Here is a 14,943-nt window from a genome sequence, read left to right on the forward strand (position 1 = left end):
CGTTCCACCAGAAGGGGGGCCGGTGGCGGCGCAGGAATGCGCCGCCACCTGTGTGTCCGCTCGGCAATGGCGTGAACGCGCGATACCGGCTGTCGCCCTATCGCGCCGTCACGGCGTCGCGGATGAGGTCCGTGAGGTGGCTGGCGACCCGGGAGGCGACCACGTTGCCCTCGTGCACCACCATCAGGTCCTCCACCACGCACGCGGGCGGGGTGTGGTCCAGGGTCGCGGCCAGCTTGGGGTTGCGGGCCACCCAGGTCAGCAGCTCGCGCACGATCGCGTCCTCGGCGGCCTGGGCCGTGGCGGGTGCGGTCTCGGCGAACCTGCGCAGCACCCGCTCCCGGTGCTGCCAGAACGACCACACCTTGGCCTCGTCGAGCAGCTGGGACACGGCGTCCTTGCGCTGGTAGCGCAGCGCGAGCTGGATGGAGTGGCTGCGGCCGTCCTTGATGAGGGCGCCGATCATGCGGTGCCGGGCGTGGGCGCCGGTCACCTCGTAGAAGGTGCTGCGGCAGCCGCGGGGCTCGGCGGCGTCGACGATGCTGCGCCAGCTCAGGGGCTCACCGGGCCGGTGCTCCACGAGCCGGGCCACCGAGCGGAAGTAGACGCTCTTGGTGTGCCAGTGGTTGCGCTTGATCGAGGGGTTGTCGGCGAGGCCGTGAAACCAGCGGCCGACGACGGTGTTGCCCAGTTCTGCGGTGAATGCTCGTGACATCGCTCGACTCCTGCCGTTCGTCAAGGGCGAGCGTTCCCGCCGGGGGGTGTGCGGGGCATCACGTGTTCACGTGGTCTTGTGGCCGCTGACCAGATCCAGCACGTCGTGCCAGCGCTCGGGTGCGACGTCGTCACGCCAGGCGATGCACTGGTCGGGGCGCAGCAGGACCAGCCGGCGGTCCCAGCAGGCGCGGACGGACGCGTCGGTGAGCGGCAGGTGCAGCATCGGGATGCCGCGGCTGCGGGCCGCCGTCACGAGGTCCCGGCCGGCGGCGTCGTCGGTCAGGTCGACCAGGGTGAACTGCTTGCCGAAGCAGTCGAAGAGCTGGCTGCCGTCGGTGAGCCGCACCGCCGGCGCCCGGCCGCCCGGCCAGGTGCTCGGGGTGATCGTCGGGCCGTGCAGGTTCGACGGGCCGCTCCGCTCGTGCCAGATGACCGACGAGGACGTGTACCGGCCACCGAACCGGAAGCCGAGGCCGTCGAGGAGCCGCGTCTCCTGCTGCAGGATCCCGGCCAGGAACTCCCGCGGCGCGCCGGCGTCCACGAGCCGGCTGAACCGGCGCAGCGTCTCCAGCTGCCGGGCCAGCAGTTCCCGGTCCATGAGGGCGCGCGGCCGGCGCTCCAGCTCGTAGCTGTCCAGCAGCAGGCTGCCGGCCCAGCCGTTCAGGGTGGCGGCGAGTTTCCAGCCCAGGTCGACCGCGTCGCCGATGCCGGTGGCGACGGTGTTGCCGATCGGATGGAACCGGTGGGCCGCCTCGCCGAGCAGGAACACCGAGCCGCGGCGGTAGGTCTCGGCCACCGCGAGGGCGTCGTCCCATTGGGTCACCCCGAGCAGCTCGGAGGTGCCCAGGCACCCGCCGATCCTGCGGTGCAGCAGCGCGATCGGGTCGGCGGTCACCGGTTCGTCGGGTGTCATCCGGAAGTGCCCGACCCAGGTGTCGCGCTCCTCCCGCGACACCAGCGCGACGCCGCCGACGATGACGGTCGACAGGCCGGGACCGTGCGACCAGAGACTCAGGTCCCGGTTGCGGAAGGACACCGAGCAGTACTGCGCGGGCGGCTGCAGCTCGTCCATGGAGACCTCGATGCAGCGCCGCACCGTGCTCTGCGCGCCGTCGCACCCCGCGATGTAGTCGGCCTTGATGACGCTGCCCGTGCCGGTGCGCACGTCCATGACGGTGGCCGACGTGCCCTCGCTGTCGACGCGCAGGTCGGTGAAGGTCCAGCCCTCACGGAGGTCGACGAGCTTCTCGTCGTGCAGGGCGTCGCGGAGGTGGCGGGCCAGGTGCGTCTCGGAGATCTGCTGGTGCTGCTCGACCGGCGCGCTGCCGTCGTTGACGGTCGCGTAGCGGCCGCGGAGCTGGTTGATGGACGGGTACTGCGCCACGAGCACCGGCGGCTGGTCGAGTCCCTGGCTCCACACGACGTTGGTGGCCGAGTCGGGGTCGACCCCGTTCCTGCGGATCTTCGTGGCGAGGCCGAGCCGGCGTAACAGCTCCATGCTGCGGCCGTCGAGGAACCCTACGTCAGGGCGTCGTGGCAGGCCGGTGCCGCGTTCCACGACGATGCTCGCCACGCCGTGGTGCGCCAGTTCGAGCGCGAGGATCGCGCCGACCGTGCCCGCGCCCACCACCAGCACCGGTGTCCGCAGCGTTGAGGTGGTCATCCGGCTTCCCCCTGTCGTCAGCGCGCGTGACGCACGCATCACGCAATGCTGCGACGGGGGAGCGGGTTTCGGCATCACGTACTCACGCGGTACCGGCCGCCGGTGTCACGGCCTCAGGGTGTCGGCTGCCGCTCGGCGACGAGGCGGGCGAGGTCGACCCGGCTCGCGATGCCGAGCTTGCTGAAGATCTTGCGCAGGTGACTGTCGACCGTGTGGATGGACACGAACAGGGCGTCCGCGACCTCACGGTTGCGCTTGCCCTTCGCCACGAGCAGCGCGACCTTGCGCTCGGCCTCGGTCAGCTGCCGCAGGCAGGCCGGGCCGGCGTCCACCGCCGGGGACGGAACCGGGCGCTGACCGAGGAGCGCCTCGAGCCGGGGCACGGCACGGCGCGCGCCGGCCGCCGTGACGATCCCGAGGGCCTCGCCGGCGTACGCGCGGCCGGTCGTGACGTCGCCGGCGGCGACCGCGAGGTTCGCGGCGTCCTCCAGCGCCGCCGCCAGCCCCAGGACGCGGGGGGTGCGGCGGAACGCGTCGACGGCCCGCCGCAGGCGCTCCGGGTCCGCGCGGAACAGGCCGTCGGCGTGGGCCGCGGCGGCGGCGAGGGAGAGGACGGCCGGGTTGTGCTCGGCGAGCCGCCGCGCGCTGGCCACGACGACCGCGGCGCGGGCCCGGTCCTGCGCCCGCAGCGCGATGCGGACGAGCTCGGCCGCGGCGGCCGGGTCCTGCGTGATGAGCGCGGGCCGCTCGGGCATCGCGTCGTGGATGCCGGCCAGGGCGTCCATCGCGGCCTCGGGGCCCACGGTCTCGTCCAGCAGCACCGCCTCGGCCCACGCGACGTCCTCGGGCGCGGCGGTGATCCCGGTCGCGGTGAGGCGGCGCATGTGCGTGCGGTAGTCCGTCGCCTGGGCCGGATCGCCCCGCACGACACTGAGCCTGATCAGCGCCCCCAGCAGCGGGACGGCCAGCTGGTGGGTGGTCAGCCGCTCGGCGGCGGCGACGCCCGCGTCGGCCTCGGTGATCGCGTCGTCGATCTGCCCGCGCGCGGCGAGCAGCGCGGTCTGGTAGTAGTGCCACAGCGGCTCGGACCAGGCCGTCCCGAGCCGCTCGGACTCCTCCCGGCCGCGCAGGTAGGTCCGCTCGGCGTCGTCGAACCGGTCGACGGCGGCCAGGGCGTTGCCCAGCCAGATCCTCGGGTGCCGGTGGACCGCGGAGCCGCCGACCCGGTCCGCCGTCCGGGTCGCCTGGTGCGCGAACGCGAGGGACTCCTCGAGCCGCCCTTCGGCCTGCGCCACCAGGCTGCGGGCGGTGAGCCCGAAGACCGTCGCGCCGAACGCGCCGGAGATCTCGCCGGCGGTTGCCGCGCTGGCCCCGGAGCGGTCCGCCTCCCGGAGGTCGCCGACGTAGAAGAGGGCGTGCGCGCGGATCGCGAACAGTTTCGCGGTGAGCCCGTGGTCGATGCCGGTGATCTCCAGCGCCTGGTCGGCGTAGTCGACCGCGGTCGCGTTCTTCCCGGCGTGCTTGAACGCCTCGGCCAGGCCGAGCAGCAGCGTGCCCTCCGTGGCGGGGTCGAGGCCGGCCCGCAGCGCGGTCCGGCCCAGGTTGTGCGCCTGCTCGAGCCGGCCGGCCGAGGCGAGCAGCCGGACGGCGTCGGCGATCAGCGTGCCGCGCTCCGGGTCCTCCACGCCGATCAGGTCCAGGGCGTGGACGATCAGGTCCGCCGCGGTGCCGGGCGCCAGGCCGGACACCTCCCTCGCCGCCGTGTGCAGGATCGTCACCGCCTCGCGGGCACCCTCCCCGCCGCTCTTGAGCAGGTGCTCGGCCACCTCGACCGGCGGGCGCCGCTCCGCCCGGCTGATCATGGCCGCCTCCCGGTGCAGGAGCGCGCGGACCGACTCGTTGAGCGTGCCGTAGACGGCCAGCCTGACCAGGTCGTGGGCGAAGCAGAGCGCGTCGTCGTCGTGGGTGAGCAGCCGGGCCGCCGTGGCCTCCTCCACCAGGGGCACCAGCTGGGCCGGTGGGCGGTCGAGCAGCCCGGCGACGGCGCTGATCCGGAACGGGCGGCCGAACACCGACCCCGTGCGCACCAGCCGCTGGGCGTCCTCGGACAGCCCGTTGAGGATCTGCTCGACGATGGTGATGAAGCTCGACGGCAGCTCGTCGCCGGTCACGGTGGCGACGCCCCGGCTGAACACCATCTGGCCGTTCATGCGCAGCGCGGTCATGAGCTGTTCCACCTGCAGCGGCACCCCGCCGCACCCGCCCGCCAGGGCGAGCACCGTGTTGTCGACCTTGGCGGCGACCGCCTGCTCGCAGAGCCGGGCCACCGCGGGCTCGTCGATCGCCCGGATGGACAGCCGCTCGGCCCCGTTGCGCAGCAGCCACGACAGCACCTGCTGCCCGGGGGTGTTGGTCGAGCCGGGCCGGTGCGCGAAGACCCACCGGACCGCGCTGGACGCGAGCGCCGGGACCAGCTCCCGGACGGCGAGCGCGCTGAGCTCGTCCATCCATTGGGCGTCGTCAATTGAAATGATCATGGGCCGGTGTGCCGCGAATTCCTCGAGCGCCTCGCGGAGCCGGTCCAGCGTGCGGTACTGACTTTCCTGTGTGTCAGTGAGCCAGGTGAATGTGTCGGTGGCCGGCTGGCAGTTTCGCAGCGCCGAGGCGAGCGTGACCAGCGGCGCGGCCCGGTCGAGACTGAACGCGGTCCGCGCGGCGACCTCCAGCTTCGCCTCGTGCGCGAGCGCCGTCACCACCTCGACCAGATGGGTCTTGCCGATGCCCGCGGAGCCGTCGATCACCAGGACGCCGCCGGTGCCGGCCGCGGTGTCGCCGACCATCCGGCGCAGCACGGCCAGCTCCCGGTCGCGTCCGAACGTTGCCTTGCTCACTGGGCGGTTCCTGTTTCTGGCTCCGCCGGGCGCCGCCCGTCGCGGGCTGCCGATGCTGCATTCAAGCCTGTTTCGGCGGTTGGCCGCGTCGTTGTCGATCCGGGTCGGAAAACGGTTTGCAGCTCACTCACCTCGATCTTATCCAGGTCGGTCAGCGACGATTGTTGTGGACGGGGACGGTCGAGGTGAACAGCCTTTCGGCCTACCACGGCCGCGACGTCCGTCGGTGCGCGGTCCCGGACCGTTCACGGCTGCCGACCGGTCACCCGGCGGTCACCGGCGGATGGTGGCCGCGCGTCGTTCGACTCGGACAGCACCGCCGCCAACATCCGGCCGAGGATGTCCAACCCGTTCTCCGTCAGCACCGACTCGACGTGGAACTGCACGGACCGCATGCCGTGCCCTTCCAGCGCGTGGACCGCGCCGGTGCGCGGGTCGCGGGACACCCGCACCGGCCGCGAGGTGACCGGGCAGCGCAGCCGGTCCGCCGCGCTCGTGGCGGTGAACGTGTTGTAGAAACCGACCCGTTCGGCGCGCCCGAACACCGGCACCTCGCGCCGGACGCCCTGGGCCGGCACCGGCAGCCGGCGGATCGGCAGGCCGAGCGCGTCGCACACCACCTGGTGGCCCAGGCAGACGGCGAGGAACGGCACGTCACCGGCCAGCAGGTCGCGGGCCGTGTCCCGCAGCGCGGCGATCCTCGGGTCGGTGCGGTCCCTGGGATCGCCCGGACCGGGCCCGAGCAGCACGACGTCCGGCGGGCCGCCGGCCCACGTGAGCATCGACTGGACCGGCCGCAGCTCGACGGCGACGCCGAGGGTCCGGGCCATCGTGGCGAGCATCGCGGTGAAGTCGTCCTCGGCGTCGAGGATCAGCAGGCGCCGCCCCCGCAGCCCGTCGTGCCACGGCCGCGCCGGTGGGTCCGGCGACCCGCGCCAGAAGCGCGACAGGCCCTCGTTGCGGGCGCTGAGCATCCGGGCCGTCCGGCCGCTGCGCAGCGACCAGCGGAACGCCGGGGTCCGGACGGCGGGCCCGCGGGCGGCGACCTCATGACCGAACGCCCGCAGCAGCGACGCCGCCTTCGTCCACGTCTCCGCCGCCTCGGCCGCCGGGTCCGAGTGCCGGACCAGCGTCGCGCCGACCCGGACCGACAGCCGGCGGTCGGCGCGGACGTCCGCGGTGCGGATCAGCAGGGCGGCGTCCAGCGTGCGCCGGCCGGCCCGCTGCCCGAACAGCGCGACCGCCCCGCCGTAGTAGCCGCGGCCGGTGCCTTCGTGCTCGGCGACGACGCGGGCCGCGGCGGTCACCGGGCTGCCGGTCACGGTCGGCGCCGGCATGGTCCGGCCCAGCAGCTGCCGGGGATCGAGCCGGGTGGCGCCCTCGATCAGGTACTCGGTGTGCGTGAGGCGGGACATCGGCCGCAGCCGCGGCCCGCGCAGCCGGGCGGCGCCGTCGCAGATGTCCGCCATCATCTTGAGCTCCTCGTCGACGACCATGAACAGCTCGTCGGTCTCCTTGCCGTCGGCGAGGAACCGGCGCAGGCCGCCGGGCGTCGGCCCGCCGGCCGGGTGCCGGTACGTGCCGCTGACGGGGTTCATGGTCGCGACGCCGCCGTCGAGGCCGACCTGGCACTCGGGTGACGCGCCGAGCAGGGTCCGGCCCTCCCAGTGCACCAGGAACGTCCAGTAGCTGCCCTGCTCCGAACGCAGCAGCCGGCGGAACGCGGCGAGCGCCTGACGGTCGGCGGCGCCGCCGAGCCGGCTGTGGAAGGTCCGGCTGAGCACGAAGTTGGAGCCGGTGCCGCGCCCGATCTCCCGGGCGAGCACGGCGCGCACCGCGGCCTCGTAGGCGCCGTCGTCCAGGTCGAACCCGCCGGGTCCGAGCCGCGCGGGGTCCCGTGGCAGCAGCCGCACGGCCCGGTCGAGCCGCACCGTGGCGTGCCGCCGCACCTGGATCGCGACCAGCGGCGCGCCGTCGTCGACGCAGGTCAGCCCGCGGGCGCCGATCTGCCGGTACGGCACGACCGCGAGCACGTCGGGCCGGGTGGCGGCGGCCAGCGGCGGCAGCGGCACCTCGGCCAGGGACCCGGCGGTCACCGGCGCACCCACGAGGACCTCGAGCGTGCCGGGGCTGATGCCGGGCCGGTGGATCAGGGCGTACGCCGCCGCCCGCGCCCCGATCACCGCGGTGAGCAGTGCGTCGCCTGGACTCGTCATGGCGCCGATGGTGTCGGCGCCGGAGCGGCCCCGGCCACTACCCGCACGGGTAGGCCACCACGGGCAGGCCACCTGACCTGCGGCGGCGCCGGCACTACCCATGTTGTCGGGCTGACCGGGCCCGGCCGCCCACCTAGCGTCGGAGCGGTCCAGCCGGAACTCACGAACGGAGCACGCGATGCACGGGACGCGAATGCGGGGTGGGCGGCCATGTCGGTGAACGACGGGCTGGCCCGCCGGATGCGGCTGCAACGGCTGCATCGCCACGACGACGGCCGGCTGCTGGTCGTGCCGTTGGACCACCCGGTCAGCAACGGCCCGATCGTCCGCGACGGGCAGCTCGACCGGCTGGTCGGCCAGATCCACCACGGCGGCGCGGACGCGGTCGTGCTGCACAAGGGCGCGCTGCGCACCGTGCAGCCCCGCTGGTTCCGGGACATGTCGCTGATCGTGCACCTGAGCGCCGGCACGGCGCTGGCGCCCGACCCCGACGCCAGGCACCTCGTGTGCACGGTGGAGGAGGCGCTGCGCCTCGGCGCGCACGGCGTCAGCGTCCACGTCAACGCCGGGTCGCGCGGCGAGGGGCGGCAGATCGCGGATCTGGCCGCCGTCGCCGAGGCGTGCGACCGGTGGGGCATGCCGCTGCTGGCCATGGTCTACGCCCGCGGACCCGGGGTCGACGGCCGGGCGCCCGCGGTCGTGGCGCACCTCGCCGCCCTCGCCGCGGAGCTGGGTGCCGACCTGGTCAAGACCGTGCTGCCCGGGGCGCCCCAGGCGATCGCGGCGGTCACCGCCGCCTGCCCGATCCCGGTGCTGGCCGCCGGGGGTGCCCTGGCCGACGGGCCGGACGAGGCCCTGCGGCGGCTCGACGACGCCATGCAGTGCGGCGCGCTCGGGGTGGCGGCCGGGCGGCTCGTGTTCACCGCCGCCGATCCCGCGGCCATGGTGCGCCGCCTCACCTCCCTGGTCCACGACCGGGCACAGGCGCCCCTGCAACGAGCCGGAGACCCGCGATGAAACAGTGCTGGATCGACGTCCGGACCGCCGGCGCCCTCCGTGCCGCGCTGTGTGAGGAATCCGTCCACCTCGGTCTCCACGCCGTGGTCGCATCGGACCCGGCGCACCTGGCACCACTGCCCCCGACGATCCGTCGTGTGCTGCTGTGTACTGACGGACCGCTGCCCGACGACATCGGCGCGGCCGACCTCGTGGTCGTGGACCACCGCCGGCGGGCCGATGCCGGGCGGCTGCGCGAGCGGTTCCCCGACCGCCGGTTCGGCACCTACGTCGAGGTCGGCGACCCGGAGACGCTGCAGGAGGCCTGCGACGCGGTGCGCCGCGAGGAGTGCACGGTGCTGTGGTTCCGCGACCCGACCAACATTCCGCTGGAGATCGTCCTCGCCGCGGCGGCGGACGCCGACGGCCTCATCGTCACCGTCGTCGCCGACGTCGACGAGGCGAAGGTCCACACCGGCGTGCTGGAGCACGGCCCGGGCGGCGTCATGTTCGCGCCGTCGGCGCCGGGGGAGGCCGGCCGGCTCCGGGACGCCGTCGGGGAGCAGTCCCCGGACCTGCCGCTGGTCGTCCTGACCGTCAGCGGGGTCAGCCACGCCGGCATGGGGGAACGGGCCTGCGTCGACACCTGCACGTACCTGCGCCAGGACGAGGGCATCCTGGTCGGCTCCCGGGCGAAGGGCATGGTCCTGTGCGTCAGCGAGACCCATCCGCTGCCGTACATGCCGACCAGGCCGTTCCGGGTCAACGCCGGCGCGATCATGTCCTACACCCTGACCGACCACCGGCGCACCCGGTACCTGAGCGAGCTGGGCGCGGGCTCCACCGTGCTCGCGGTGAGCGCGGACGGCCGGACCCGCCGGGTCACCGTCGGGCGGGTCAAGATCGAGACCCGGCCGCTGCTGTCCATCGACGCCCGCACGCCGGCGGGGGAGCAGGTCAACCTCATCGTCCAGGACGACTGGCACGTGCGGATCCTCGGACCCGGCGGGGCCGTGCTCAACTCGACGCACCTGCGGGCCGGCGACCAGATCCTCGGGCACCTGCCGTCAGCGGAGCGCCACGTGGGCTACCCGATCGACGAACTGTGCTACGAGCAATGAGCGCCGTCGCGGTCCTGGACTTCCACGCCCGGCTCGGGCCGGCGCCCGGCGCGACCGCCACGCTGCTGGCGGCGATGGACGGCGCCGGCATCGGCCGCGCGGCGGTCTGCGCCGGCGGCCTGGTCGGGCTGGACCAGCTGTCGAGGCTGGTCGTCGACGGCGGGCGGGCCGAGGCCGGGGCGGACAACGAGGCCGTCCACCGCGCCTGCGCCGGCTCCGGCGGCCGGCTGCTGCCGTTCTTCTTCGCCGATCCGGCCAGGGACGTGGACGCGTACGCGGCGGCGGCGACCCGGTTCCGGGGGCTGGAGCTCTCGCCGGCCGTGCACGGCTTCCGGTTCGACGACCCGGCCGTGGCGACCCTCGCCGAGATCGCCACGACCGTGCGGCACCCGGTGTACGTCGTCTGCCTCGGCCGGGACGGGACCCGCACCGCCGACCTCCTCGCCCTCGCCCGGCGGTTCCCGGCGGTCACCTTCGTCCACGGCCACTGTGGGTTCACCGGCCTGGACGCCGACGGCCTGACCCTCATCGCCGCACAGCCCAACATCGTCGTGGAGACCTCCGGGTGCTTCACCGCCATCGCCCGTCTCGCCGTGGCGCGGCTGGGCCCCGGGCGGGTCGTCTTCGGCACCGAGTTCCCGCTCCAGGACCCCCGGGTCGAGCTGGCGAAACTCGCCGCGCTCGGGCTCGGACCCGACCACCTCGCCATGGTGGCGGGCGGGAACGCGGCGCGGCTCCTCGGTCTCCTGGAAGGGGTCGGGGCATGACCACCAGGCCGGAGCTCGGGGACTGGGGCAGCCTCGACGAGCTCACCCAGCTGCAGGACGGCCACCTGGAGGCGGCGCTCACGGCCGCCGCGCGGTCACCGTTCTACCGGGCCCGGCACGGCGCCTCCCCACCCCGCGACCGGGACGCGCTGCACCGCACGGCGCTGACGACGAAACAGGACCTGCGCGACGCGTACCCGTTCGGGCTCCTCGCGGTGCCGCGGTCGGAACTGGCGACGTATCACGAGTCCAGCGGCACCAGCGGCGAGGCGACCGCCTCCTACTACACCGAGGAGGACTGGCTCGACCTGACGGAACGGTACGCGCGCAAGCACGTCGGCATCGGCCCCGACGACACGTTCATGGTGCGCACACCCTACGCGCTCATGATCACCGGTCATCTCGCGCACGCCGCCGCCCGCAGCCGCGGCGCCACGGTCGTCCCCGCGGACAACCGGTCCCTGGCGACGCCGTTCGCCCGGGTCGTGCGGATCCTGCGGGACCTCGACGTGACGCTGACCTGGTCGCTGCCGGCCGACACCCTGCTGTGGGCCGCGGCCGCCCGGGCCGCCGGCTACCTGCCCGACCGGGACTTCCCCGCGCTGCGCGCCCTCTTCGTCGGCGGCGAACCGCTCAGCCGGGCGCGGCGGGCCCGGATCGGCGAGCTCTGGGCGGCGGACGTCGTCGAGGAGTACGGGGCGACCGAGACCGGCAGCCTCGCCGGCGAGTGCCCGCTCGGGCGGCTGCACCTGTGGGCCGACCGCGCGATCTTCGAGGTGCACGACCCGAGCACCGGCGTCACGGGGACGCACGGACGCGGGCAGCTGGTCGTGACGCCGCTGTTCCGGCAGGCGATGCCGCTGCTGCGGTACAACATCGAGGACGAGGTCGAGGTGTCGCACGAGCCGTGCCCATGCGGCTGGCACCTCCCGACCGTCCGCGTGCTCGGGCGCAGCGCGCTCACCGGCGGCACCCGGCTGACCCAGCTCGACGTCGAGGACCTGGTCTTCGGCCTGCCCGCCGAGTTCGGCGTCATGTTCTGGCGGGCCAGGGCGGCCGGTGACCGGATCGAGATCGAGATCGAGGTCGCGGAGCGGCACCGGCGGCCGGCCGCCGCGGCACTGACCGCGTCGGTGCGGCGGGTGCTCGGCGTGGACGCGGCGGTGGTCCCGACCCCGCCCGGCGGCCTGGTGCCGCTGCCGCTGCTCACCGCGCCGGCCGACGTGATGAAGCCCCGCGGGTTCTTCGCCGCCGGCGAGGACTGGGACAAGGCGCTGCAGTACCACTGAGAAGGGAGAAGACGATGACGCACCATGCGACGGTCGTCGTGGGGGCCGGCATCGCCGGGCTGACGACCGCTCTGGCACTGGCCCACGAAGGCCTGCCGGCCACCGTCCTCGAACGGGCCGGCGCGCCCCGCGACGCGGGCGGCGGCATCCAGTTGCCGCCCAACGCCGTGCGGGTCCTGCAGCAGCTCGGCCTGGGCCGCGCCCTCGCCGAGCACGCCGTGCGGCCGGTCGGCGTCGAGGTCCGCCGCTGGTCCGACGGCCACCTGCTCGGCTGGACGCGGCTCGGCGCGACCGCGTCGTTCCGCTACGACGCCGCCTACTACACGCTCACCCGGGCGGCCCTGCACCGGCTGCTGCGCACCGCCGTGACCGAGGCGTGCGGGGCGGGCACGGTCCGATACGGCCGCGGCTGCGAACGGCTCGCGGAGTCCGCGTCCGGCGTGACGATGCGGCTGTCGGACGGCACGTATCTCGACGCCGGCACCGTCATCGGCGCCGACGGCCTGCACTCGGTCGTGCGGCGCCGGTTCGCCGACGACGCGCTGCGCCACTCGGGCTACCAGGTGCACCGCACGGTGCTGCCGGGCGGCCGGGGCGGCCCGGCCGGGTTCCGGCGCGGACCGGCACGGGTGGTCGTCTGGCTCGGCCCCGACCGGCACTGCGTCAGCTACCCCGTCGACCGGGACCACAGCATGAACGTCGTGGCGGTGCTCCGGGCGCCCTACGCCACCGGGCCGGGTGACCTGCCGGGGGCGTTCCGCGGCTGGCACCGCGACGTCCTGCGGCTGCTCGAGGCGGCGGCCGGGGCGGGGCTACGAACCTGGGGGCTCTACGACCGGCCGCCGCTGCCGCGGTGGCACTCGGCGCGGGTCGCGGTGATCGGCGACGCGGCGCACCCGATGCTGCCGTTCCTGGCCCAGGGCGCCGCCCTCGCGGTCGAGGACGCCGCGACGATCGCCGGGGTGCTGGGCCGCGGCGGCGACCTCGCCTCCTACGAGGCGATGCGCCGCCACCGGGTCTTCCGCGTGGTGGGGGCGGTCGACGCGGCGCGCACGACGCACCACCTCGCCGACGGCGCCCGGCAGCGGGAACGGGACCTGCGCCTCGCCGCCGAGCCCGCCGACGCGCGGGACTGGCTCTTCGACCACCGGATCCCGGCCGGGGCGACCCGGTGAACGGCGATCCGATGGCCGGCGACCCGGTGAACGGCGGCCCGATGGCCGGCGATCCGGTGAACGGTGGCCCGATGGATGCCGGCCCGGTGAACGGCGGCCTGGCCGGGCGGACGGCGCTGGTCACCGGCGCGGCGCGGGGCATCGGCGCGGCCGTGACCCGGGCCCTGGCCGCACAGGGCGCGCGGGTCGTCGGGGTCGACCTCGACCTGCCGGGGGTGGACCGGCTGGCCGGGGACCTGCGGCGCCGTGGGCACGACGTGCACGGCCGGGCCCTCGACGTGCGGGACACCGCCGCCGTGGAGGACCTCGTCGGCGCCGTCGAGGACACCCTGGGCCCGATCGACGTGCTCGTGAACGTGGCGGGGATCCTCCGTACCGGAGCCGTCCTTGATCTTGTCGACGGCGCGTGGCAGGAACTGCTCGACGTCAATCTCGGCGGGGTGGTGCGGTGCAGCCGGGCCGTCGCCGGACCGATGGCGGCGCGGGGGCGGGGCGCGATCGTGACCGTCGCGTCCAACGCGGCCGGCGTGCCCCGGATGCGGATGGCGGCCTACGCCGCGAGCAAGGCCGCCGCCGCGCACTTCACCCGGTGCCTCGGCCTGGAGCTGGCCGGCCGCGGCGTGCGGTGCAACGTGGTCTCGCCCGGCTCCACCGACACCCCGATGCTGCGGATGCTGGGCGACTCGCCGGGCGCCGTCGAGGCGGCGGTGCGCGGCCGGCCCGAACTGTTCAAGACCGGGATCCCGCTCGGGCGCGTCGCGGCACCGGACGACGTCGCCGCCGCCGTGCTGTTCCTCGCGTCGGACCACGCCCGGCACATCACCATGCAGGACCTCTACGTCGACGGCGGCGCGGCGCTGCACGTCTGACCCCTCCGCAGACCCCTCCGCAGACCTCTCCGCAGACCTCTCCGCAGACCTCTCCGCAGACCTCTCCGCAGAACGGAGCACGGCAATGCCGATCCCGTCCATCGCCGGTTACCCCATGCCGACGCGGGCCCAGCTGGGCGAGCAGACACTGCGCTGGCGACCCGACCCGCGCCGGGCCGTCCTGCTCGTGCACGACATGCAGCGGTACTTCGTGGACCGCTTCCCGGCCGGCGCGGCGCCCACCGTCGACCTCGTCGCCAACACCGTCCGGGCCCGGCAGCTCGCCCGGCGGCACGGTCTCCCCGTCCTCTACACGGCGCAGCCGGGCCGGATGTCGCGCGCCGACCGGGGCCTGCTGCACGACCTGTGGGGGCCGGGGATGTCGGACGACCCCGCCGAGCACGCCATCATCGCCGACCTGACGCCCGGTGCTGGCGAGCCCGTCGTCACCAAGTACCGCTACAGCGCCTTCCACCGCACGGACCTGGCGGAGCACCTCACCCGGCTCGGCCGGGACCAGCTCGTCGTGTGCGGCGTGTTCGCCCACATCGGTTGCCTCCTGACCGCCTGCGACGCGTACTCGCGCGACATCGAGGTGTTCCTCGTCGCCGACGCGGTCGCGGACTTCAGCCTGCGGGACCACCTGATGGCCCTCGAATACGCCGCGCGGCGGTGCGCGGTCACGCTGACCACGCAGGAGCTCGCCGCGTACGTCGGGGCCGGCCGGATCATCTCGGGTCCGCGGTGAGGGGCCCGTCCGAGCGTTCCTGCCGGTGCGCCAGGAACGCCAGCTCGACCCTGGAGACGATGCCGAGCTTCCGGAAGATCCGCCGCAGGTGGTAGTTGACGGTGTACGGCGACCGGCCGATCCGGCTGGCGATCTGCCGGTTGGTCAACGCCCGCCCGACCATCTGGGCGATCCGCCGCTCCTGCTCGCTGAGCAGGTCCCAGCCGCCGGCGCGGTCCTCGTGCGGGGGCGCCGGCGCCGCCGCCCGCAGCGTCGCGCGGACCTCCCGCGACGCGAACCGCAGCTCGTCGCCCGCCCGGACCAGCAGGCCGCGGGCCGCTGCCTCCTGGATCGCGGGGAGGAGGGCCGTCGCCGGGCAACGCATGAGCCGGACCAGGTCCAGCAGGTGGAAGTCGGGGTCCAGGGTCGCCGCGGACCGCAGCAACCGCAGGGTCGAAGGGTGCAGCCCGAGCAACTCAGCAGTGTCCATGCCGCTGATGGTGGGGCCTTTC

Annotated in this window: 12 protein-coding genes; 7 read left to right on the forward strand and 5 right to left on the reverse strand. The window is 74.8% G+C overall.

What is annotated here, in order from left to right:
• Positions 1-97 precede the first annotated feature (97 nt).
• The 4 genes from Dsi01nite_RS03375 to Dsi01nite_RS03390 all read right to left on the reverse strand — a co-directional run bounded on the left by Dsi01nite_RS03375 (position 98) and on the right by Dsi01nite_RS03390 (position 7,487).
• Positions 98-715 carry a hypothetical protein gene (locus tag Dsi01nite_RS03375; protein ID WP_203844507.1) on the reverse strand — a complete coding sequence of 206 codons (618 nt, stop codon included), beginning with the start codon at positions 713-715 and terminating at the stop codon, positions 98-100.
• Between the two features lie 66 nt (positions 716-781).
• Entirely contained in the window at positions 782-2,380 is a 1,599-nt protein-coding gene (locus Dsi01nite_RS03380) for an FAD-dependent monooxygenase (protein ID WP_203844508.1), read from the reverse strand.
• A gap of 113 nt (positions 2,381-2,493) precedes the next feature.
• On the reverse strand, positions 2,494-5,271 hold the full coding sequence (locus tag Dsi01nite_RS03385) for a helix-turn-helix transcriptional regulator (protein ID WP_239135649.1): 2,778 nt from the start codon (positions 5,269-5,271) through the stop codon (positions 2,494-2,496).
• Positions 5,272-5,516: 245 nt separating this feature from the next.
• Positions 5,517-7,487: an anthranilate synthase family protein gene (locus tag Dsi01nite_RS03390; RefSeq protein ID WP_203844509.1), complete on the reverse strand. Its 1,971-nt coding sequence runs from the start codon at positions 7,485-7,487 to the stop codon at positions 5,517-5,519.
• 210 nt (positions 7,488-7,697) lie between these two features.
• On the opposite strand from Dsi01nite_RS03390, the gene Dsi01nite_RS03395 reads away from it, so the two are divergent.
• The 7 genes from Dsi01nite_RS03395 (at position 7,698) to Dsi01nite_RS03425 (ending at position 14,452) form a co-directional block, all read left to right on the forward strand.
• The gene (locus Dsi01nite_RS03395; protein WP_203844510.1) at positions 7,698-8,504 is read left to right on the forward strand and encodes a 2-amino-3,7-dideoxy-D-threo-hept-6-ulosonate synthase; all 807 of its coding nucleotides are present in this window, start codon (positions 7,698-7,700) and stop codon (positions 8,502-8,504) included.
• Complete coding sequence (locus tag Dsi01nite_RS03400) at positions 8,501-9,604, forward strand: 3-dehydroquinate synthase II family protein (protein WP_203844511.1); 1,104 nt, start codon at positions 8,501-8,503, stop codon at positions 9,602-9,604. The genes Dsi01nite_RS03395 and Dsi01nite_RS03400 overlap by 4 nt, the downstream gene beginning before the upstream one ends.
• Positions 9,601-10,371 (forward strand): amidohydrolase family protein, encoded by a 771-nt coding sequence (locus tag Dsi01nite_RS03405; RefSeq protein WP_203844512.1) that lies wholly within the window; start codon positions 9,601-9,603, stop codon positions 10,369-10,371. Before Dsi01nite_RS03400 ends, Dsi01nite_RS03405 begins: the two co-directional genes overlap by 4 nt.
• The gene (locus Dsi01nite_RS03410) at positions 10,368-11,660 is read left to right on the forward strand and encodes a phenylacetate--CoA ligase family protein (RefSeq protein ID WP_203844513.1); all 1,293 of its coding nucleotides are present in this window, start codon (positions 10,368-10,370) and stop codon (positions 11,658-11,660) included. The genes Dsi01nite_RS03405 and Dsi01nite_RS03410 overlap by 4 nt, the downstream gene beginning before the upstream one ends.
• A 14-nt stretch (positions 11,661-11,674) precedes the next feature.
• On the forward strand, positions 11,675-12,835 hold the full coding sequence (locus Dsi01nite_RS58230) for an FAD-dependent monooxygenase (RefSeq protein WP_275423326.1): 1,161 nt from the start codon (positions 11,675-11,677) through the stop codon (positions 12,833-12,835).
• Positions 12,832-13,704, forward strand: coding sequence for a 2,3-dihydro-2,3-dihydroxybenzoate dehydrogenase (locus tag Dsi01nite_RS03420; protein WP_239135650.1), 873 nt, complete (start codon positions 12,832-12,834; stop codon positions 13,702-13,704). The genes Dsi01nite_RS58230 and Dsi01nite_RS03420 overlap by 4 nt, the downstream gene beginning before the upstream one ends.
• An 85-nt stretch (positions 13,705-13,789) precedes the next feature.
• A complete protein-coding gene (locus tag Dsi01nite_RS03425; RefSeq protein ID WP_203844514.1) occupies positions 13,790-14,452 on the forward strand; it encodes an isochorismatase family protein in 663 nt (220 codons plus the stop codon).
• Here Dsi01nite_RS03425 and Dsi01nite_RS03430 read toward each other — a convergent pair.
• On the reverse strand, positions 14,433-14,921 hold the full coding sequence (locus Dsi01nite_RS03430) for a response regulator transcription factor (protein WP_203844515.1): 489 nt from the start codon (positions 14,919-14,921) through the stop codon (positions 14,433-14,435). The genes Dsi01nite_RS03425 and Dsi01nite_RS03430 overlap by 20 nt on opposite strands.
• Positions 14,922-14,943: the final 22 nt, after the last annotated feature.

This window comes from Dactylosporangium siamense, from assembly GCF_016862795.1.
GTDB lineage: Bacteria > Actinomycetota > Actinomycetes > Mycobacteriales > Micromonosporaceae > Dactylosporangium > Dactylosporangium siamense.

Bases quoted from the DNA above. Each gene is read 5' to 3' on its own strand.
- Dsi01nite_RS03400 (WP_203844511.1), top strand. From the start codon at position 8,501: ATGAAACAGTGCTGGATCGACGTCCGGACCGCCGGCGCCCTCCGTGCC.
- Dsi01nite_RS03375 (WP_203844507.1), bottom strand. From the start codon at position 715: ATGTCACGAGCATTCACCGCAGAACTGGGCAACACCGTCGTCGGCCGC.
- Dsi01nite_RS58230 (WP_275423326.1), top strand. From the start codon at position 11,675: ATGACGCACCATGCGACGGTCGTCGTGGGGGCCGGCATCGCCGGGCTG.
- Dsi01nite_RS03380 (WP_203844508.1), bottom strand. From the start codon at position 2,380: ATGACCACCTCAACGCTGCGGACACCGGTGCTGGTGGTGGGCGCGGGC.
- Dsi01nite_RS03405 (WP_203844512.1), top strand. From the start codon at position 9,601: ATGAGCGCCGTCGCGGTCCTGGACTTCCACGCCCGGCTCGGGCCGGCG.
- Dsi01nite_RS03430 (WP_203844515.1), bottom strand. From the start codon at position 14,921: ATGGACACTGCTGAGTTGCTCGGGCTGCACCCTTCGACCCTGCGGTTG.
- Dsi01nite_RS03390 (WP_203844509.1), bottom strand. From the start codon at position 7,487: ATGACGAGTCCAGGCGACGCACTGCTCACCGCGGTGATCGGGGCGCGG.
- Dsi01nite_RS03410 (WP_203844513.1), top strand. From the start codon at position 10,368: ATGACCACCAGGCCGGAGCTCGGGGACTGGGGCAGCCTCGACGAGCTC.
- Dsi01nite_RS03425 (WP_203844514.1), top strand. From the start codon at position 13,790: ATGCCGATCCCGTCCATCGCCGGTTACCCCATGCCGACGCGGGCCCAG.
- Dsi01nite_RS03395 (WP_203844510.1), top strand. From the start codon at position 7,698: ATGTCGGTGAACGACGGGCTGGCCCGCCGGATGCGGCTGCAACGGCTG.